Origin of the sequence: Burkholderia gladioli (genome assembly GCF_000959725.1) — a bacterium.
In the GTDB taxonomy this organism is placed as follows: domain Bacteria; phylum Pseudomonadota; class Gammaproteobacteria; order Burkholderiales; family Burkholderiaceae; genus Burkholderia; species Burkholderia gladioli.
In genome coordinates this window covers 3,673,049-3,691,229 of sequence record NZ_CP009323.1, presented here as the reverse complement: position 1 = coordinate 3,691,229, position 18,181 = coordinate 3,673,049, and the positions used below count along the sequence as shown (strand labels likewise).

Annotated in this window: 16 protein-coding genes; 3 read left to right on the top strand and 13 right to left on the bottom strand. The window is 70.3% G+C overall.

Going from position 1 to position 18,181, the window contains the following annotated elements:
* Window positions 1-9: 9 nt before the first annotated feature.
* The 8 genes from BM43_RS33550 to BM43_RS33515 form a co-directional block, all read right to left on the bottom strand.
* Window positions 10-654 (bottom strand): thioredoxin family protein, encoded by a 645-nt coding sequence (locus BM43_RS33550; RefSeq protein ID WP_052409269.1) that lies wholly within the window; start codon window positions 652-654, stop codon window positions 10-12.
* A 167-nt stretch (window positions 655-821) separates the two neighbouring features.
* The gene (locus BM43_RS33545; protein ID WP_036051525.1) at window positions 822-1,685 is read right to left on the bottom strand and encodes a glycoside hydrolase family 16 protein; all 864 of its coding nucleotides are present in this window, start codon (window positions 1,683-1,685) and stop codon (window positions 822-824) included.
* Window positions 1,682-2,875 (bottom strand): glycosyltransferase, encoded by a 1,194-nt coding sequence (locus BM43_RS33540; protein ID WP_052409270.1) that lies wholly within the window; start codon window positions 2,873-2,875, stop codon window positions 1,682-1,684. Before BM43_RS33540 ends, BM43_RS33545 begins: the two co-directional genes overlap by 4 nt.
* A 45-nt stretch (window positions 2,876-2,920) precedes the next feature.
* Window positions 2,921-3,853 carry a glycosyltransferase family 2 protein gene (locus tag BM43_RS33535; protein WP_036053453.1) on the bottom strand — a complete coding sequence of 311 codons (933 nt, stop codon included), beginning with the start codon at window positions 3,851-3,853 and terminating at the stop codon, window positions 2,921-2,923.
* Window positions 3,854-3,938: 85 nt separating this feature from the next.
* Window positions 3,939-4,991: a glycosyltransferase family A protein gene (locus tag BM43_RS33530; RefSeq protein ID WP_036053455.1), complete on the bottom strand. Its 1,053-nt coding sequence runs from the start codon at window positions 4,989-4,991 to the stop codon at window positions 3,939-3,941.
* A gap of 80 nt (window positions 4,992-5,071) precedes the next feature.
* Window positions 5,072-6,355, bottom strand: coding sequence for a lipopolysaccharide biosynthesis protein (locus BM43_RS33525; protein ID WP_036051526.1), 1,284 nt, complete (start codon window positions 6,353-6,355; stop codon window positions 5,072-5,074).
* Between the two features lie 87 nt (window positions 6,356-6,442).
* A complete protein-coding gene (locus tag BM43_RS33520) occupies window positions 6,443-7,876 on the bottom strand; it encodes a hypothetical protein (protein ID WP_036051528.1) in 1,434 nt (477 codons plus the stop codon).
* Window positions 7,877-7,955: 79 nt separating this feature from the next.
* The gene (locus tag BM43_RS33515; RefSeq protein WP_226285273.1) at window positions 7,956-9,032 is read right to left on the bottom strand and encodes a glycosyltransferase family 4 protein; all 1,077 of its coding nucleotides are present in this window, start codon (window positions 9,030-9,032) and stop codon (window positions 7,956-7,958) included.
* 83 nt (window positions 9,033-9,115) lie between these two features.
* On the opposite strand from BM43_RS33515, the gene BM43_RS41465 reads away from it, so the two are divergent.
* Window positions 9,116-9,364, top strand: coding sequence for a hypothetical protein (locus BM43_RS41465; RefSeq protein WP_155296537.1), 249 nt, complete (start codon window positions 9,116-9,118; stop codon window positions 9,362-9,364).
* Window positions 9,365-9,597: 233 nt separating this feature from the next.
* A complete protein-coding gene (locus BM43_RS37730; protein WP_157693197.1) occupies window positions 9,598-10,851 on the top strand; it encodes a glycosyltransferase in 1,254 nt (417 codons plus the stop codon).
* A gap of 34 nt (window positions 10,852-10,885) precedes the next feature.
* Here BM43_RS37730 and BM43_RS33500 read toward each other — a convergent pair whose 3' ends face one another.
* The 4 genes from BM43_RS33500 to BM43_RS33485 form a co-directional block, all read right to left on the bottom strand.
* Window positions 10,886-12,049, bottom strand: a complete 1,164-nt coding sequence (locus tag BM43_RS33500; protein WP_036053460.1) for a glycosyltransferase family 4 protein — start codon at window positions 12,047-12,049, stop codon at window positions 10,886-10,888.
* Between the two features lie 110 nt (window positions 12,050-12,159).
* A complete protein-coding gene (locus BM43_RS33495) occupies window positions 12,160-14,385 on the bottom strand; it encodes a GNVR domain-containing protein (protein WP_036051535.1) in 2,226 nt (741 codons plus the stop codon).
* Entirely contained in the window at window positions 14,372-14,839 is a 468-nt protein-coding gene (locus tag BM43_RS33490) for an arsenate reductase/protein-tyrosine-phosphatase family protein (protein WP_036040857.1), read from the bottom strand. Before BM43_RS33490 ends, BM43_RS33495 begins: the two co-directional genes overlap by 14 nt.
* A complete protein-coding gene (locus BM43_RS33485) occupies window positions 14,839-16,029 on the bottom strand; it encodes a polysaccharide biosynthesis/export family protein (protein WP_080752213.1) in 1,191 nt (396 codons plus the stop codon). Before BM43_RS33485 ends, BM43_RS33490 begins: the two co-directional genes overlap by 1 nt.
* Window positions 16,030-16,302: 273 nt before the next feature.
* On the opposite strand from BM43_RS33485, the gene BM43_RS33480 reads away from it, so the two are divergent.
* Window positions 16,303-16,710 (top strand): hypothetical protein, encoded by a 408-nt coding sequence (locus tag BM43_RS33480; RefSeq protein ID WP_036051537.1) that lies wholly within the window; start codon window positions 16,303-16,305, stop codon window positions 16,708-16,710.
* 18 nt (window positions 16,711-16,728) lie between these two features.
* Here the strand turns inward: BM43_RS33480 and BM43_RS33475 are convergent, their stop codons facing one another.
* Window positions 16,729-17,787 carry a sugar transferase gene (locus tag BM43_RS33475; RefSeq protein WP_036051540.1) on the bottom strand — a complete coding sequence of 353 codons (1,059 nt, stop codon included), beginning with the start codon at window positions 17,785-17,787 and terminating at the stop codon, window positions 16,729-16,731.
* Window positions 17,788-18,181 lie beyond the last annotated feature (394 nt).

Genomic DNA, 18,181 nt, shown 5'->3' with positions numbered 1-18,181 from the left:
AACGCGGTGTCAGGGCTCGATGCCCGCCGCGCGCAGCGCTTCCCGCATGTCGGCCTCGATCCCGGCCAGGCGCGCGGTGATCTGCGTGGCCGTGGTGCGGCCTTCGCCGAACCATTCCTCGTTCATCAGGAGGGTGGGCACCACCTCGATGCCGCGCGCGCGGGCTTCCTCCGGGAACAGGCCGATATCGATCACGCGATGGCGGATGCCGGGGTTCAGCGCCGCGATGCCGTTGAGCGCCTGCACCACTTCCTGGCAATAGGGGCAGGTCAGGGAAACGAAGGTGTCGAAGGCGTAGTCGCCGCCCAGGGCTTCGATGCGCGCGAGCAGCGCCTCGTCGAATTTCGGCCGGTGGCCGCCCACCTGCAGGATCGCCAGCACCACCGAGGTGAACTCGCTGCCGGTGGGCACACCGCAGAAGCGGATGCGCGGCGCCTCGCCGGGCACGCCGATCGAGAACGAAGGTGCCGCCATCTCGTCCCCGCTCGACTCGACCAGCGTCAGCCGCGCCGACACGGAAACGATTTCATCGAGCAGTTCGCGAAGTTTCGCCGACTCGGCGCCTGGGTCGAACGCGGCGGCAATCTCGACCGCCTGCGTCTGGTAGCGAAGCAGCTTGTCTTTCAACTGCTCCTTGATGCGGGCATCCAGCATGGCGCGTGTCTCCTGATTCTGGCGCCTCTGTCAGTGCCTCGATGGGGGTCGGCCGAGGATGCCGGGCGCTGGCTGAATCATCTGGTTTGCCGCCCCGAGCGTCAAATGGGGATTACCTAAGGCGCTAATTGGGGCGCCCTATCAGGGCGACATGGTTCAAGCGAGGTTCAAGGCGCGGCAGCCGGGCAGCGCGCCGCCCGCGCCGGCTCGGCTTCGTAGATCCGCACCCAGCCGACCTGCAGCACCGAGGGATTCGGCGTGTCCTTGATCGAGAAGCCCGAACCGAGCGCTAGGTTCAGCAGCGGAAACAGCGGCAGGCGGTGCTCGGGCGGCGTCGGCGTGCGCCATACCGGGCGGCGGTCGAGGTAGAACGTGATGTCCTCGGGCGTCACGCGCGCGCCGTAGCTGTGAAAGCCCGCCACCAGCGAGCCCGGCTCCACCGGCACGTATTGCGAACGATGCCGCGACAGCGGCTTGTCCTTGCCCTCGTACCAGACGTGGACGGCCGAGCGGTAACCGCCGTCGGCATGTCCGTAATACTCGATCACGTCGATCTCGATGCCCGGCGACTTGTCGCTGCCCGGCTTCAGGGTGCCGAGCCAGAACGCCGGCCAGGTGCCCGGCCCCGGCGGCATGCGCAGGCTCGCCTCGAAATAGCCGTAGCGCACGCCGCTGCCCTTGCCGCTGCCGTCGGCGGCCGCGATCAGGCCGGAGCGCCAGCGGCCGTCGGCCGACTTGCGCGCCGTGATCGACAGCGTGTGGCCGCTCACCGAGAACGGGCCGTTCGGCCCCGGGTCGCTGAAGGCGGCATCGCCGAAATCGCCGTTCCAGGGCGTGTGGGCGATCCATCGTGCGTCGCCGAGCTGGCGCGGCGCGACCCGGAAGTCGGAAAAGTCCTCGTCGAAGACCAGGCGATAGGCGCACAAGTCGAGTGTCTCGGCGGATTGCCCCCGCGCCTGGGCGATCATGGCCAGCCCGAGCAGCGCCGCGACGGCCAGCCTGCACGCCCGTGCCCGCCGCGAGCCCGTCATGCGTCGCGCCCCAGCAGTTGCGCGCTGAGCCGCACGTGATGGCGCACATACTGCTGCGCGCCCAGCTCGCCGCCCTCGCCCATGCGCGCCTGGGCTCGCGTGGCGCGCGCCAGCGCCGCCGCCGGGTCGCCCGCCACCTCGACGATCGCCTCGCGCAGCGTGGCGGCCTCGCCCATCGGCACGTAACGCAACTCGTCCGCCGAGAAGTAGGCGGACAAGCCGCCGATATCGGTGGCGATCACCGGCAGGCCCGAGAGCACCGCCTCCTGGATCACGGTGATGCCGCTCGCGTGCAGGTTGCGGCGCAGCGGCACGCAGACCAGCGTGGCCGCCTCGAAGGCCGCGCTCAGTTCCTGGTGGCTGCGCGCCAGGCGGATCTCGACGTTGCGCGCGCCGCTCGCGAGCCCGGCCGGCACCGTGCCGGAGAGGATCGTCAGCTCGATGCCCGCCACGTCGCGCACCGCCTCGATCAAGGTGGCCCAGTCGCGATGCCGGTCGTTGCCGAGCGCGAGCACGCGGATCGGCCCGTCGACGCGGCAGCGCGGCGGCTGCCGTCGTTCGGCGGGAATCCCGAAGGGCAGGAACTCGACGCGCGCATGCGGGAACAGTTGCCGGGCCAGCGCCGCGTTCTCGGGCGACAGGAAGCTCAGCACGTCCACCCGCGCGATCAGGCGCCGGAACAGCCACTTGTGCGGCCACCACAGCCCGCGCCAGCGATCGACCAGCCAGACCGACTGGCCGATCAGCCTGACGCGCTTGCCGATCAGCAGACCCACCGCGGCCACCGCCAGGTACTGCGATTCGGTATGCGTCCAGACCACGTCGGCGACGCGGATCGCATCGCGATTGCGCCAGGCATGCAGCAGGTCGAAGCCGATCACGGCGCGCAGGCCGAGGCGCAGCAGCTTGCCCAGGCGCCCTTCGCGGCCCGCCGCCGAGAAGCGCACATGGCACTGCATGGCCTCGGCGCGTCCGTAGCCATAGGGCGTCGCGTCGTTCAGGCCGACCAGCTTGCCCGACTCGCGATTGCGCCGCCATCGTTCGGCATCCTTGTCGATCGCCAGGTGCGCGTAGATCTGCATCACGCGCTCGTGCGCGCGCGCGATGGGCGCCGCCTCGCGGGCCGGCATGGAGACCGGCAGGCAGCCGGGAACGGGGGCGAGCTCGATCAGCTCGGGTTGGACTGGCATGGCGGGCACTCCGCGAATCAGGTCAGGGATGGCGGGACGGGACGCTCACTTCGCGCCGATCTGCAGGACCCGCAGCGGATGGATCTTGCCGCGCACCACGTCCCAGAAACCGATCACGTTGCCGTGCAGGCGGCCCGGATAGTCGACGAAAGGAATGCGCAGCAGGCTCTTGAGCACGTTGGCGAGCACGTTGCGCACGATGAAGCGCAGCGCCACGCGGCGGCTCATGGTGCCCTTGCGGTACAGGTAGAGCGGATTGGCGATCTGCGAATAGCCCATCCGGATCCCCGAGGTGCGGCCGCGCTTGGTGCCCAGGTGCACGCCGACGCAGCGCGGGTCGTAGACCACCTTGCCGATCCGCTTGATCAGCCCGGTGAAATCGCGGTCCTCCTGCCAGGCGTAAAGCGGCAGGTTCTCGTCGAAGCGGAACGAGCGCATCGCGCGGCCGGCGATCGCCATGTTGCAGCCGTAGACGGATTGCATCTCGCGCTGCGTGTCGCCCGAGGCCCAGTGGCTGGCAGGCGGGATCGCGCCGCGCAGGTAGTCGCGCGCCTGCTGCTCGGTGAGGCCCGCGCCCATGATGCCGTCGGCCAGCACGCGCCCGGTCAGCGCGACGATCTCGCGGTTCTCGGCGAACACCTGCTCGCAGCAGGCGGCCCAGTCGGCGGCGGGCCGGTAGTCGTCGTCGAAGAACACCACGAACCAGTCCTGGTCGCCGGGCGCATCCGTATCGATGTCGGCCAGCAGACGCTCGACGCCGTGATTGCGCTGGCGCGTGAGGCCCTGGGCCGGCGAGAGGCAGACCGTCAGCCGCGTGCGCGAGGCCAGCGGATGCGCCTGCAGGCCCTCCACGTCGGGCGGCTCCGCGCCCACCACGTAGACGGCATCGAGCGGCGCGCTCTGCCCCGCCAGCAAGGACAGCAACTCGCGGCACTCGTCGGCCCGACCCTTGGTGGCCACGATCACGTATTTTTTCATCTGCACTCACCCATCGATTCGTTCATGTCGCTGCCTCGTCCCTCGTCCTGCGCTCCGCGCCCTGCTCCACCCCGCGCCTGCCGCTTCATGACGCCGGCCGCCCGCCCGGCAGGAAACGCCGTCGCGACAGCGGATTGGCGATGAAGCGCACCACCTCGTCGGACAGCCGCTGCCCCGGCACGAAGCAGCACAGGCTGATCGCCACCAGCGCGAGCTTCTTGCGCCAGCCCCAGTAGGGATTGGTGAGGATCGAGCGGAAATAGCGCGGCGAGCCGCGCAGCAGCCAGCGCGCGCGCGGCAGGAAGGGCCGCCCGTACAACTCGGCGACGAACACCGACTTGGTGTACGAGTAGTCGTTCAGCTCGGCCGGCAGCGCGATGCCGAGCCGGCTCGCGGCCAGCGTCGACAGCAGGGTCCAGCGCCGCAGGAACTCCTGCGGCGTCTCCTTCCATTTCGCGGCGTTCGCGAAGGAGATGTCGCGCGCCTTGTCGGCGCGCAGGTTCGGCGCGTGGGTGCGATAGCCGCCCAGCGCGCGATCGATGCTGCCCACCTCGCCCGTCAGCGCGATGCCGTAGATCGCGTAGAAATCGGCGCCGTACTTGCTGTGCAGCGGCTCCCGGATCGGGTAGATGCGCCGCAGGTTCGCGACGCGATAGGCGTTGCCCGAGGCCGGCGGCGAGGGATACAGCCAGCCCTTGCGCAGCGAGGGGCCGCAGTCGCGCGGCGGCCGCGAGTTCGGGATCTGGCTGCCGGTCGGGTCGCCGCCGCTGGAGAAAATGTCGAGCCGGTACTGCACCTTGGCCAGCCGCGGATCGGCGAAGCAGGCCATCACCTGGGCCACCGCCTCGTGATAGAGGAAATCGTCGGCGTCGAGGAAGATCACGATCTCGGTGTCGAGCAGCTCGACGGCCGTGTTGTAGGCCGATACCTGCCCGCCGTTCTCCTTGCGCAGCAGCTCCACCGCCGCGCCGTAGCGGCGCACCACCTCGACCGAATCGTCGGTCGAGCCGTCGTCGATCACCAGCACGCGCGCCGGTCGGCGGGTCTGCGCCAGGGCCGAGTCGATCGCCTCCGCGATGTAGCGGCCGTAGTTGTAGTTGCAGATCACCACCGTCACCGATTCCGTCACCGCCTGCATGTGCGTCACGCTCCCCGTCGCTTCGTCATCGATTGCCTGGTTGCTGGATGAGGCGGCCCCGACATCGAGGCGGCCATGGTTCATGTGCGTGCCGGCGTGCCGGCGCAAGGCCGGCCGCCGACGAACTCCGCCATCAGGCCGGCGCGCCAGACGCCCAGCAGCAGCACCGCCAGCAGCGTGGATTCGCCGAGCAGGCGCGCCACGGCCATGCCGATCGCCCCCCAGTGGGTGGCCAGCGGCACCGCGCAGGCCAGGTTGACCAGCGCGCCGATCACCCCGCCGCGCGCCAGCAGGCCCTCGCGCTTGCGCGGGATCAGGAAGTACATGCCGAGCACCTGGGTGCAGACGCTCACCGGCAGCACGAAGGCCAGCGTCTTCAGCACCGGCACCGCGTGCTCGAAACCCTGGCCGAAGATCAGCGGGATGATCCAGCCGGCCGCGAACACGGTGACCAGCGTGGCCAGCGCCGCGCCGCAGAAGAAGAAGGCGAAGATGCGCCGTGCCAGCGTGTTGGCGCGATGCGTGTCGCCGCCGACCAGGAAGGTGACCTTCGGCACCAGGATCTGCGCGGCCGGCCCCATCAGGCTCAGGCCCGCGCCGATCAGGCGCTCGGCGATGCCGAAGGCGCCCACCTCGCCGGCCGGCGCAAGCAGCGAGAGCACGTAGGTGGAGGCGCCGATCAGCAGCACCGAGGTGCCGCCGTAGACGAAGATGATGGTGGACTTGCGGATCAGCTCGAGCGCCTCGCGCAGCTTGCCGAGCAGCCCGTCGAATTCGCCGCGCAGGGCCCAGTAGGCCAGCCCGAGCTGCACGCTGCTCGACAGCAGCAGCAAGGGGAACACATGGCGCAGGTCGCCCGGCCGGTGGATAAAGCAGAAGATCAGCGACAGCGACAGGATGAAGCCGATCACCTCGATCGCCACGCTCTTCCTGGCGCGCCCGGTGCTGGCGAAATACCAGCCGAGGTTGAAGGCGGCCACCAGCCCCATCGCCACCACCGGCACGCCGATGCCGGGCACGCGCGCGAAGATCGGCGAGTTGGCCACCGCCACCGCGCCGATCAGCACGCCCGGCACACACAGCACCAGGCGCGCCGTGAACTGGCGGCGCAGGATCGCCGCGCGCTGCGCGTCGGTCTCGGTATGCACCACGTCGCGCGCGCCGACCGTCGAGAAGCCGTAGTTGACGAACAGCCAGATCGAGTTCGACAGCGACATGCCGGCCAGGATCACCGCGTAGCCGCCGGCACCGAGCGTGCGCCCGTAATACGGCAGCAGGAACAGCGGGTAGACGTAGCGCGCCACGTAGGACAGGTAGACCGCCAGCAGCTCGAAGCTCGACAGGGTGGGCTTGATGCGGTTCATGGGCGCCCTCCCGCGCGCGGCCGGTATCCCGGCGGCAAGGCAACCAGGCCCGCGGCGCGCCGAGGGACGTCGCGCATGTCGTGCGGCTCACCCACGGCGATAGCTCCGTTGCAGGCCGCCCGCCGTGCGCGCCTGCCGCGGCAGGTCGCGGCGCATGGCCGGCGCGCGCCGGTTGAGCGCGGCGAACGCCACCGCCGAGAACAGGTAGAAGCACGGGCCGAGATCGAACACCGCCGCCGAGATGGTCGCGCCGATCAGGTTCGCGAACATCGCCTGCCGGGCCGCGAAGCCCACCACCTCGTCGCCGCGCGTGGTGGCCACGCCGCGCCGGCGCGCCACCGTGCAATACAGGAAGGCCGCGTAGATCACCAGCCCGGCCAGCCCGAGATTGCCGAGCAGCACCAGCGGGAAGCTCGAGGCGCGCGAACTGCCCAGGCCCACGCCGATCCCGTCGGTCTCCACGAAGTTGAGCAGTGCCTGCAGGTTCCAGGCGCTGCGCTCGACGCCCGAATCGCTGTCGAGCTTGTCGAACAGCGCGCCGGACAGCAGGTCGGACACCGCCTGGATCACGGGCGAATCGATCGCGGCCAGCACGCCGGCCAGCAGCACCATGCCCACCGCCGCCAGCGCGATCAGCGACAGCTTGCGGCGCGGGCTGGCCCGGTCGACCGCGCCGCTGCGGCTCAGCGCGAACACCACCAGGTAGCCGGCCAGCCCCGCGTAGGCGGTAGTCGAGGTCGACAGCATCAGCAGCGCGAAGCTGGCCAGCGCGAGCGCGCCGCTCGGCAGGCGCCGATAGCCGAGCAGCCAGAGGCTCAGCGAGAACGCGAACAGCGGCAGCGAGAACGCGGAGAAGGCCGAGGTCTCGGTGAAGGTGCCGCTGATGCGGCGCAGGCCATCCACCTGCGCGCCGTCCATGATCGCGTATTGCGCGGTCTTGATGCTCGACAGGATGTCCAGCCCGAGCAGGCCCGAGCCGAGGTCGATCAGCGCCGCGGCCACGTTCAGCGCGGCCAGCGCGAGCATCGCGTCGGCGAACACCAGGCTGGCGTCGCGCCGGCGCAGGTAGATCGAGGCGCTCAGGTAGAGCACCAGCTCGCCCACCAGGTAGACCGATTGCGAGAGGTTGCCCGATACCGGCGCGAGCGGCGTGAGCGCGAGCCGGCCGCCCGAGGCGTCGGCGCGGTCGATCGCGAACACGAAGGTATCGCCCTGCAGGATGCGCGGATACAGCAGCGCGCCGAGGCAGCCGAGCACGGCCAGCATCGCGAGCCAGAACGCCGGCGAGGCGGGCGTGAGCTCGCGCAGGAAGGCCGGCAGGTCCTCGCGCAGCAGCGCGCGGCCGGCGAAGAACAGCAGGAACAGGTTGGCGGGCAGGATGCCGGTGCCGCCGATCGAGATCGCCTCGGTGGCGCCGAACAGGGTGCAGCAGGCCATCAGGATCACCGACCATCGGAACGGCAGCGCCAGGCTCAGGAGCCCCAGCACCGCGACGATCACGCCGAATACGCTGATCTCCATGTTCAGCCCGCCTGCCGGTCGAAAGCGAAACCCTGCTCGCGCCGCGCGACGGTCGTGGCCCCGGTGTGGATGGTGCGCCTCAGGCGATGCATGGACGGATCTCCCCGATCAGTTGCATGGCGCTGTCGCGCCAGGTCAGTTCGCGCGCGCGGGCCAGGCCGCGCGCGCGCATCGCCTCGCGTTGGCCGGCGTCGCCGGCCACGCGCAGCAGCGCGGCCGCGAGCGCGGCGGGATCGTCGGGCGACACATAGATGGCCGCCTCGCCGCAGGCCTCGCGCACGGCCGGCAGGTCGGCCACCACGATCGGGCATCCCAGCGTCATGGCCTCCACCGGCGGCAGGCCGAAACCCTCGTAGCGCGACGGATGCACGAAGCACGTCGCGCGTCGGAACAGCGCCTTGAGCTCGCCGTCGGAGACGAAGCCGACATGCTTCACGTAGTCGGGCAGCGCGGCCGCGCCGTGGCCGTACACGGCGGGATCGGTGCCGCCCGCCACCACCACGTCGAAATCGGCCCGGCCGAGATGGCGCAGCGCGTCGATCACCAGCCGGAAGTTCTTGTGGCGGTTCAGGCTGCTCACGGCCAGCACGAACGGCCGCGCGCCGATGCCGTGGCGCGCCAGGATCGCCTGGTCCTCGTCGTGACGCAGCATGTGCTCGCCACTCTCGGAGATCACGCCGATCTTGCGGCCCGGGATCCGGTAGGCATCGATCAGCTCGCCGCGCGAGAAGCGCGACACGGTGACGATGCGCTTGGCGGCGCGGCCCACGCAGGGCGCCATCAGTCGATACCAGGAGCGGAACGCGCGGCTGTAGCTGTCGGGCACGCGCACCGGCGCGGCATCGTGGATCACGGCGATCTGGTTGCGCAGGAACAGCGGCGCCGAGTTGCAGAGATTGAGCAGCAGGCTGCCGCGCGCGGCGCCGGGCAAGGCCCATTGCTCCCAGGCCTGGCCGCGCCGGCCCGGCACGGTGCGCATGGCGATCCGGCCGAACGGGTTGACGATCCGGCGCGGCCCCTCGGGCACCAGCAGCTCGACCGCCAGCCCCGCCACCGCCGGATGCGCCTCGGCCAGCAGCTCGTCGATGCTGCGCATGATCTCGTAGGCGAAGCGGTCCACGCCGGTGGCCGGCCGCAACAGGAACCTCCCGTTCACGCTGATTCTTCCTGGCTGGTTCGAGATGCTCATCGGCTGGTCTGCCTGCTCTGTTCGTTTCGAGGCCGGCTCGCGAGCCGTGCGTGACGGATACCGTGCGGTGGATGCCGACGCGGGCCGGGCCCACCGGCGCCGGCCCCGCGATCGACGCCGTCGCGCCGGCTTTCCCCGGCCTGCGCGACGACAGGCCTGTACAGCAGGTATCGTGCCAAGCCGAGCCCCGCCCGAAGCTCATGTTGCATCGCATGAAAAACGCGTATTTTCAAGCGCTTGGCCGGATGCGCCGCGCGATCGCTACCTGCCGTGCAGCGATGTACCCGATCGTTACGTAACCCTTGTGGCAAGGCGTTACGTAACGATCGCCGGCGCGCCGGGGCAGACTGCCGGTATCGTCCCGCGCGGCAAACGATTGCGGATATTGCATCGCAATAGATCGGCGCCATTCCGGGCGGTTCGCGGCGCTCGGCGACGAAGTCACGAGGTGGCCCGCTCATTTGATTAGGTTTCCTCTTGAACGGCACGCATGTTGCTTGATGCTTGCGTGCACATCCTTTTCGATTCGACGATGACGAACCCCATCCACGCCTTCGCGAACCTCGGCAAGCGCCGCGCGGCCGTCGCGCTGGCCAGCCTGCAGGCCCTCGTGCTGGCAGCCCGCCGCCGACGCGAGTTCGCCTCGCGGCGCCCCGGCACGATCAAGATCGTGGCCCAGTTCGGCGTGGCCAACGGCATCGTCAACGGCGCGCGCTACCAGGCCAGGACCTTGCGGCGGCTCGGCTACGAGGTCGAGACGATCGACGTGACCGAGGCGGTGAAGCGCCCGTGGCGCCGCGTCGAGGCTACGCCGGGCGGCTTGTTCGTGTTCCACTGCGGCGGCCCCGAGCTGCCGCTGCTGGCCTGGCCGCTGCGCGAGGTGCTGGCCAGCGGCCGCTCGATCGGCTACTTCGCCTGGGAATCGGCGCTGCCGCCGCGCGGCTGGGGCCTGGCCGCGCCGCTGGTCGACGAGGTCTGGACCCCGAGCCGCTTCGCCGCCGAGGCGCTGGCGCCGGTGTTCGCGGCGCCGGTGCTGGTCGCCCCGCACGTGGTCGATCCGCTCGGCACGCCGCGCCGCTGGCATCGCGAGGCCGGCCCGCTGCGCTTCCTGGGCATGGCCGACGCGCGTTCGAGCCTGGCGCGCAAGAATCCGCTCGGCACCATCGCCGCGTTTCGCGCTGCCTTCCCGCGCGAGGCCGACGTGCGGCTGGTCATGAAGCTCAAGCTGCACGACCGGCCCGGCGAGCTGGCGCGCCTGCGCGAGGCGGCCGGCGGCGATCCGCGCATCGAGCTGATCGCGGCGACGCTGCCGCGCGACGAGGTCGATGCGCTGTTCAGCGCCGCCCACGTGTTCGTCTCCCTGCATCGCGCCGAGGGTTTCGGCCTGCCGCTGCTCGAGGCGATGGGCCTGGGTCTCGCGACCGTCGCGACCGGCTGGTCCGGCAACCTCGAATTCATGCGCGAGGACAACAGCCTGCTGGTGCGCCACCGGCTCCATACCGGGCCGGACGAAGGCGGCGTGTACGGCACCGTCACCTGGGCCGAGCCCGATCTCGCCGATGCCGCGGCGCGGATGCGCCAGTTGTACGAGGACCCGGCGCTGCTGCATCGCCTGATCGAGCGCGGCTGGCGGGACTGCCGCGTCGAGACGCAATTGCGCGCGTTCCAGGCCGGCGTCGCCGCCAGCCGCGCGCTGGGCGCCGCCGCGCTGCGCGCGAACGACCCAGGCCCGCTCGCACAGGCGCCCGCCGCGGCGAAGCTCGCGCCGGTTCGCTCCGCTTCCTGAGCCGCGGGCCGAGACAACACGCGCCGCGCGCATCTCAGTCGCCTCGCGCCTTGCCGCCCGAGGCACGCGCCACCACCTCGGCAAAGGCCTCGCGAAAACGCTCGGCGGCGAAGCGCTGCGCATTGGCACGGCAGGCCACCGGGTCGAACGGCCCCAGCGCCTCGAAGCGTTCCACCGCGTCGATCACGTCCTCGACGGTCTGGCGGTGGAAGAACACGCCGGTGCGCCGCTGCCTGTCCTCGGACTCGATCACCGTCTCCAGCGCGCCGCCGCGTCCATAGGCGATCACCGGCGTGCCGCAGGCCTGCGCCTCGACCGGCGCGATGCCGAAATCCTCCTCGGCGGCGAACACGAAGGCGCGGGCGCGCTGCATGTAGCTGACCAGCACGTCGTTGGGCTGGTAGCCGAGCAGGGTCACGTTGGGCGCCTCGATCGCCTGGGCCTTCGCGAAGTCGGGCCCGTCGCCGATCACCACCAGCCGGCGCCACGGCGTGCGCGCGAAGGCCTCGATCAAGAGCGGCATGCGCTTGTACGGCACCATCCGCGAGGCGGTCAGGTAAAACGCCTCCTTCTGCGCATGCAGGCCGAAGCGCTCGATGTCGACCGGCGGATAGACCACCGTCGCCGCGTAGCCATAGGCCTTGCGGATGCGCCGCGCGATGAAGCCCGAGTTGGCGACGAAGGCGTCCACGCCGTGCGCGGTGCGCTGGTCCCAGATCCGCATGTAGTGCAGCAGCGAGCGCGCCAGCCAGCCCTTGAGCCCCGAGGTCAGGCCCGATTCGGCCAGGTAGCGGTGCTGCAGGTCCCAGGCATAGCGGATCGGCGAATGCACGTAGCTGACGTGCAGTTGGTCCGGGCCGGTCAGGATGCCCTTGGCGACGGCATGGCTCGACGAGATCACCAGGTCGTAGCCGGACATGTCGAACTGCTCGATGGCCAGCGGCATCAGCGGCAGGTAGGCGCGATAGCGCGAACGCGCGCGCGGCAGGTGCTGGATGAAGGAGGTCCTCGCCCGCTTGCCGCCCAGGTTGCGGCGGTCCTCGTCGGAGAGGAAATCGACCACCGCGTACAGGTCGGCCTCGGGCCAGATCGCCAGGATCTGCTCGAGCACCTTCTCCGATCCCGCATAGGTGGTCAGCCATTCGTGCACCACGGCCACCCGGCCGAAGCGGCGCCCCGCGGCGCGCGCGGGCGCCATAGACGACGCCTCGGGCGCGGCCGTCTCGACGGCTTCGATCCCGGCCATGGCTTCGGGGGGCGACGACAGCTCATGCATCTCGTGGCTCCCGCGGGCCGCGCACGCCGGCCTCATGCCTGCTCGTCGTAGGAATAGTTGCTGCGCGCATAACGGTACTGTCCATAACCATAGGCATAGTTGCCGGGACGCGGGCGCAGGCCGTTGAAGATCAGCCCGCGCGGGGCCACCCCCACCTGCCGCAGGCGCCGCAGCGATTCGCGGATCTCGCCGCGCTTGGTCACGCCCTGGCGCACCACCACGAAGCTCACGCCGGCGTAACCGGCCAGTTGCACCGCGTCGGGCACCGGCAGGATCGGCGCGCCGTCGCAGATCACGATGTCGTAGGCGGCGCTCATGGCCGCGAAGATCGCGCGCAGGTCGGCGTCGAACAGCTCGTCGCTGGCGTTCTCGGCGTGGCTGCCCGGCGAGATGTAGTCGACGCCCTTGAGCACCTCGGGGCGCACCACCTGGGTGAGCTCGTGGGTGCCGCGCAGCAGCTCGACGAAACCGGCACCGCGTTCGGCCTGGATGATGCGGTTCATGCCGCTGCGGCGCAGGTCGGTGTCGACCAGCAGCACGCGCTTGCCGGCGCCGCCGAGCACCGCTGCCAGGTTCAGCGCGATGAAGGACTTGCCGATGCCCGGCGTGGGCCCGGTGATGAACACCACGCGGTTGCGCAGGTCGGCCATCGCGAAGTCGAGCGCGGTGCGAAAGCTGCGCAGGCTCTCCAGCGCCGGATCGAGGGCCGCGCGATTGGCGAGGATCAGCTCACGCGAGGGCGTGGCCGCCACGCGCCGCAGCCGCGTGAGCGAGACCTCCTCGCGGCTGTGCGGGATGCTGGCATAGACCGGCAGCGCGGCGAAGCGCTCGACCTCGCCCGGATCCTCGATCGAGTCGAACATGCGGCGCCGGCCGAACGCGATGCCCATGCCGATCATCAGCCCCAGCACCAGCGAGCCGCCGATCACCAGCGGCCGCTTGGGGCGCACCGGCAGCTCGGGCACCGCCGCCGAATCGACCAGCCGCACGTTGCCGACCTTGCCGGCCTTGACCAGGCGCAGTTGCTCCTGGGTGTTGAGCAGGTTGGTGTAGAGCTCGGTGCCGACCTGCACGTCGCGCTGCAGGCGCAGCACCTCCTGCTCGATCGGCGGCAGCGCGCGCGTCTTGCCGTCGATCCCGGCCAGCTCGGCCTGGGCGGTGGCGATCTGCGCGTCGATCGCCTTCACCGCCGGGTGATCGGGCATGAAGCGCGCCAGCATCTCGTCGCGCTTCTGCTGCAGGCCCGTCATGCGCGTCTGCGCGTCGACCGAGCGCTGCAGCAGCGCGGTCGCTTCCTCGTCGAGATTGAGCGTGCCCTGCCTTGCGCGATAGGCATTGAAGCGGCTCTCGGCACGCTCGAGCTGGGTCTTCAGCTCGGGCAACTGGGCATTGAGGAACTGGATCGAACGCTCGGCTTCCTCCGACTTGCGCTGCACGTTCTGGCGCACGTACTCGGTGCCGATCGCGTTGAGGATCGCGGCGGTGCGCTGCGGATCGGCGCCGTCGAGCGTCACGCCGATCACGTCCGACTGCTTGCCCTTCTCGGCGATCTTCAGCGACTCGCGCAGGCGCTCGGTGGTGGCGAGCTGCGAATTGCAGCGCAGGATGAAGTCCGCGCCGGGTTCGGCCTCGATGGCGGCCACCGTCAGTTGCACCGGGCCGTGGCGCGTGGGCATCGTGAGCGGCACGCCGATGCTGCCCTCGGCGACGAGCCCGGCGATCTCGAGCCGGTAGCGCGGGCCGGCCAGCCGCGTCAGCACGAAGGGCTTGCCGTGCAGCGCGTCGGGCACCGAGAAGGCCGCCACCGAGATGCGCTCGGCGCCATGGACGTAGCCGAAGGGCAGCGGCTGCGAGGGCACTTCCGAGCGGCTTGCCAGCCAGCGGCCCAGCAGCGGCAGGTAGCGCGGCTTCGCGTCGATATAGAGCTGGAGGCCGTCGACCACGCGCCCGGAAACCAGCCGCGAGCGCAGCACTTCCATCTCCGAGGACGCCTGCGCCTTGACGTCGAACATCGAGGAGATGTCGCCGAGCATGCTCTTGGCCGATGTGGTGTTCTCCTCGACCTGCACCAGGATGTCGGCGCGATAGACCGGCTCGGCGAGGATCGCGTAGGCGGTGCCGAGCACCAGCATCGACGCCGCAATGCCGGCGATCAGGCGGCGGTTGTCGTAGAGCGCGTCGAGGTAGCTGCCGAAGCTGGACGGCGGCGCGCCCTCGTCGGGCTCGCGATACGGGAACGGGGCGTCAAACTGGTTCATGCACGGCATCCTGCGAAATGAGCGGCGGTTGCGCGGCGCGCGCGATGCGCCACGACCAGCGCTCGACGCCGGCCTGCAGCCGGTCGAGCGCCACGGGATAGGCGGCGGGGCCGCGGCGATACGGATCGGCGAGGTCTTCGTCGAGCAGGCGCCAGACGCGGCCGGTGGCGCTCGGGTAACGCCGCGCGATCACGCGGCGCTGCCGCTCGCTCATCGTCAGCACCAGCGAGGCGGCCTCCAGCATCCATTGCGCGAGCGCCTGCGAGCGGTGCGTGCCGATCTCGAGGCCGAGCCGGCGCAGGCACTCGACCGCGAGCGGATCGGGCGGCAGGCCCGGCATCGCCTCGACGCCGGCCGACCAGACCCGCCAGCCCGGCAGCGCGCGCTCGAACAGGGCCGCCGCCATCGGGCTGCGGCAGAGGTTGGCGGTACAGATCACGAGCAGGGTCTCCATCAGTAGGCGATGCTCCGGCCGGTGGCGAGCGTCTGCGCGCTCGGCAGGAACATGCCCACCACGCGGCTCCAGCGCACCAGCGAGGAGGCGTCGACGAACACCACGTCGTCGGGGCGCAGCGGGAACTCGTTGGCCAGCGCCATCGACACCGGCGAAGTGGCATCGAGGTGGAAGATGGTCGGCGAGGCGCCGGTTTGGCTGCGGATCACGTAGACCTGGCTGGCATCGGCCGAGTACTGGCTCACGCCGCCCGCGTAGCCGAGCGCCTCGCCCAGCGACAGGCGCCCGTTGTTGAAGTTGAGCGTGGTGGTATGGCCCACCTCGCCGAGCACGAACACCTTGGTGTCGCTCAAGGGGTAGACGCGCACCAGGTCGCCGTCCTGCAGCAGGATGCGATCGGGGTTGATGCCCTGCGCCACCAGCCTCGGCAGGTTCACGATCGCGGTGGCATCGCCGCGCGTGACCGAGATGCGCGCGCGGTCGCCCGCGCTGGTCAGGCCGCCGGCGCGGTTGATCGCCTCGGGCAGGGTCATCGGCAGGTCGTTCATCACCTGCAGGCCCGGCAGGCGCACCTCGCCGTCCAGGTAGATGCGCCGGCTGCGATAGGCCTGGATCCGCAAGGTCACCTGCGGATCGCGGATGAACTTCGCCAGGCGCGCCGTCACGCGTTCGCGCGCCTCCAGCTCGGTCAGCCCGGCCACCTCCACCGCGCCGATATAGGCGAACTGCACGCGGCCGGTCGCATCGACCGTGTAGCCCGACACGATCGCGTTCGAGCCGGTGTTGTCGACACCGGTGCTGGCGCCCTGCGTGACCGGCATGTTCAGCTCGGGATGATCCCAGACCACGATCGCCAGCACGTCGCCGGGGCCGAGCGTGTAGGGCCGCGGCTTGCCGAACAGCGCGCTGACGTCGGCGGGAATCGAGGGATCGGTGGCGGCCCGCACCTTGGTGATCAACTGGCCGTCGATCTCGACCAGCGAGCCGGTGGGCGGCGCATCGCCCGCGCCCTGGGCGGCTCCCCCGGGCTCGCCGCCGACCGTGCCGGAAGCGCGCGCCGCGGACGCCGCGCGCTGGCAGGCGGGCGACGGCGCGCCGTTGCCGTCGGCCGCGCAGCCGCCGCGGAACGTCATGCCGGGCGCGAAGGCGCAGCCGCCCAGCAGCGTGGCGCCGAGCACCAGCGCCGCCATGCACGATGCGCCCGCCCGTCGTGCCGAGCGAGCCGCGCCTCGTCGCGTGCCGCGTCGATCGTCGCGCCGGAGCGCTTTCGCCAATCCGCCCAGCAGTGCTATCGTTCGTGTTCCCATTGCCGTGTCGAACATGATGTCTGGCCTGTCCTTGTCATCGCGCAATCGCAGCCGCTCGCTCGCGGCCCGCTTCCGCCTTTCGTTCATGGTTCGGCCGATACGCTGCGATGGCGTCTCGGCATACCCGCCCAACCTGCTGCGCTGCTTCGCTACCGCATGAATCCACGACTCCTGCTCGCGCTCGCCGCCGGCCTCTCGCTGAGCCTCGCCGCCCTCGCCCAAGGCGGGGCCGAGCCGTCCACGTCGTCATCCCCGTCCTACCGCTACGTGCCACCCAGCCAGACCGGCGCGATGCTGCCCGCGCCCACCTCCGCCGCCTCCGCCACCTCGGCAACGGGCGCCGCCGCGCCGCTGGGCGCCTCGCTGCCGCGCGCCTATCGCGCACCGGGCCGCGCCGGCCTCACGCCCGGCAACACCGCCACGCATTCGAACCGGCAGAAGCTGGCGCGTTATCGCGCCAAGCCGGCCGCCGCCGCCGCGGCGAGCGACGATGCGGCCAACCCCTATCGCTACGACGGCTGGAGCGCCTCGTCGGTCTACGACAACAGCGCGCCGGCGCGCTGAGATCGCGGCCCGCGCCGTTCAGTAGGCGCCCTCGCGCCGCATCACTACGCCCACCGTGCGCAGCAGGATTCCGAAGTCGAGCATCGGCGACCACTGCTTCACGTAGGACACGTCGAGCGAGACACGCCGCGCGTAATCGACATCGCTGCGCCCGCTCACCTGCCACAGCCCGGTAATGCCGGGCTTGGCCATCAGGTAGTAGCGCACCTCCAGGCCATAGCGCTCGAGCTCCTTCTCGACGATCGGGCGCGGGCCGACCAGGCTCATCTCGCCGCGCAGCACGTTCCAGAGCTGGGGCAGTTCGTCGAGGCTGGTGCTGCGCAGGAAATGCCCGACGCGCGTGACGCGCACGTCGTGCTTGAGCTTGAAATCGCGTTCCCATTCGGCGCGCGCCTGCGGATCGCGCGCCAGCAGCTCGCGCAGCACGGCGTCGCTGTTGGTCACCATGGTGCGGAACTTGAGGCAGCGGAAGGCGCGGCCGTCGCGGCCGACGCGCAGGTGGCCGTAGATCGCCGGGCCGCCGTCGCGGCGCACCAGCAGCGCGAGGATCAGGAACAGCGGCGAGAGCGCCACCAGCATCGGGATCACCAGCGCGGTGTCGAACCCTCGCTTGAAGGTGCGGCGCGCCAGGTGCGTGGCCAGGCGCATGTCGGCGCGCGCCGCCAGCTCGTGCGCGCGTGCGCCGAAGCGCCAGAGCGTCTTCAGCACGGTCAGCGCCAGGGTGCGCGCGATCAGCATGCCGAGCCCGCTGGTGATGGTCCAGTAGAGGAACCACACGCGCGAGACCAGGTGCAGGCGATGCAGCACGAACAGCAGCAGGAAGCCGCAAGCCTGCACGAACAACCAGGCGATGATGGTGCGACTGATCAGGTTGAACACCGAGCGCACGCCGGACAGCCCGTAGGTATCGCAGGCCGGGAACACCGACAGCGCGAGCGCGACGGCGAAGGCCACCAGCAGGCCGTCGAAGCCGGAGGCGGCCGATGCCGAAGGCGGCATCAGTTCGAAATGCAATGCGCATAGCGCGCCGACAATGATCAACGTACCGTCGACCAGGCGCCAGATCAGGCCTCTCATCACCCCACCCCGTTCAAAAAGTCTTGCGTTTCTCGGTCTTTCAGAATTGTTTTCTTGTGTACCGCCGCGATGCCTTGATGCTTTTTGTCGAGCTGTCGAGGCACGTGCGCATGCCGCCGGCAAGCCGGCTCGACAATTCGAAACAATCTTTCGTTTTCCTACTGTTCGAGGTGTGATGCAGGGCTTCCGCATCACACCTGCGCACGGCGAGGCGGCTGGCACGGCCGCCCGCGCCGGTATCGCACAAGCTTGCACGTCACGACAGTTGTGCGCTGCAGCGATCGGCGCGGCGTGTATCAAGCATGAAACATGCCATTGAATCGAATTTCGAAAAACTGACGCCGAATCTTTTGAAAATCCATTTTTATCAATGCTTTATTGGATTATCGAAAAG

Coding starts and splice junctions, on each gene's coding strand:
- BM43_RS33550 (WP_052409269.1), bottom strand. CDS start 654: ATGCTGGATGCCCGCATCAAGGAGCAGTTGAAAGACAAGCTGCTTCGC.
- BM43_RS33545 (WP_036051525.1), bottom strand. CDS start 1,685: ATGACGGGCTCGCGGCGGGCACGGGCGTGCAGGCTGGCCGTCGCGGCG.
- BM43_RS33540 (WP_052409270.1), bottom strand. CDS start 2,875: ATGCCAGTCCAACCCGAGCTGATCGAGCTCGCCCCCGTTCCCGGCTGC.
- BM43_RS33535 (WP_036053453.1), bottom strand. CDS start 3,853: ATGAAAAAATACGTGATCGTGGCCACCAAGGGTCGGGCCGACGAGTGC.
- BM43_RS33530 (WP_036053455.1), bottom strand. CDS start 4,991: ATGCAGGCGGTGACGGAATCGGTGACGGTGGTGATCTGCAACTACAAC.
- BM43_RS33525 (WP_036051526.1), bottom strand. CDS start 6,355: ATGAACCGCATCAAGCCCACCCTGTCGAGCTTCGAGCTGCTGGCGGTC.
- BM43_RS33520 (WP_036051528.1), bottom strand. CDS start 7,876: ATGGAGATCAGCGTATTCGGCGTGATCGTCGCGGTGCTGGGGCTCCTG.
- BM43_RS37730 (WP_157693197.1), top strand. CDS start 9,598: ATGACGAACCCCATCCACGCCTTCGCGAACCTCGGCAAGCGCCGCGCG.
- BM43_RS33500 (WP_036053460.1), bottom strand. CDS start 12,049: ATGGCGCCCGCGCGCGCCGCGGGGCGCCGCTTCGGCCGGGTGGCCGTG.
- BM43_RS33495 (WP_036051535.1), bottom strand. CDS start 14,385: ATGAACCAGTTTGACGCCCCGTTCCCGTATCGCGAGCCCGACGAGGGC.
- BM43_RS33490 (WP_036040857.1), bottom strand. CDS start 14,839: ATGGAGACCCTGCTCGTGATCTGTACCGCCAACCTCTGCCGCAGCCCG.
- BM43_RS33485 (WP_080752213.1), bottom strand. CDS start 16,029: ATGGCGGCGCTGGTGCTCGGCGCCACGCTGCTGGGCGGCTGCGCCTTC.
- BM43_RS33480 (WP_036051537.1), top strand. CDS start 16,303: ATGAATCCACGACTCCTGCTCGCGCTCGCCGCCGGCCTCTCGCTGAGC.
- BM43_RS33475 (WP_036051540.1), bottom strand. CDS start 17,787: ATGAGAGGCCTGATCTGGCGCCTGGTCGACGGTACGTTGATCATTGTC.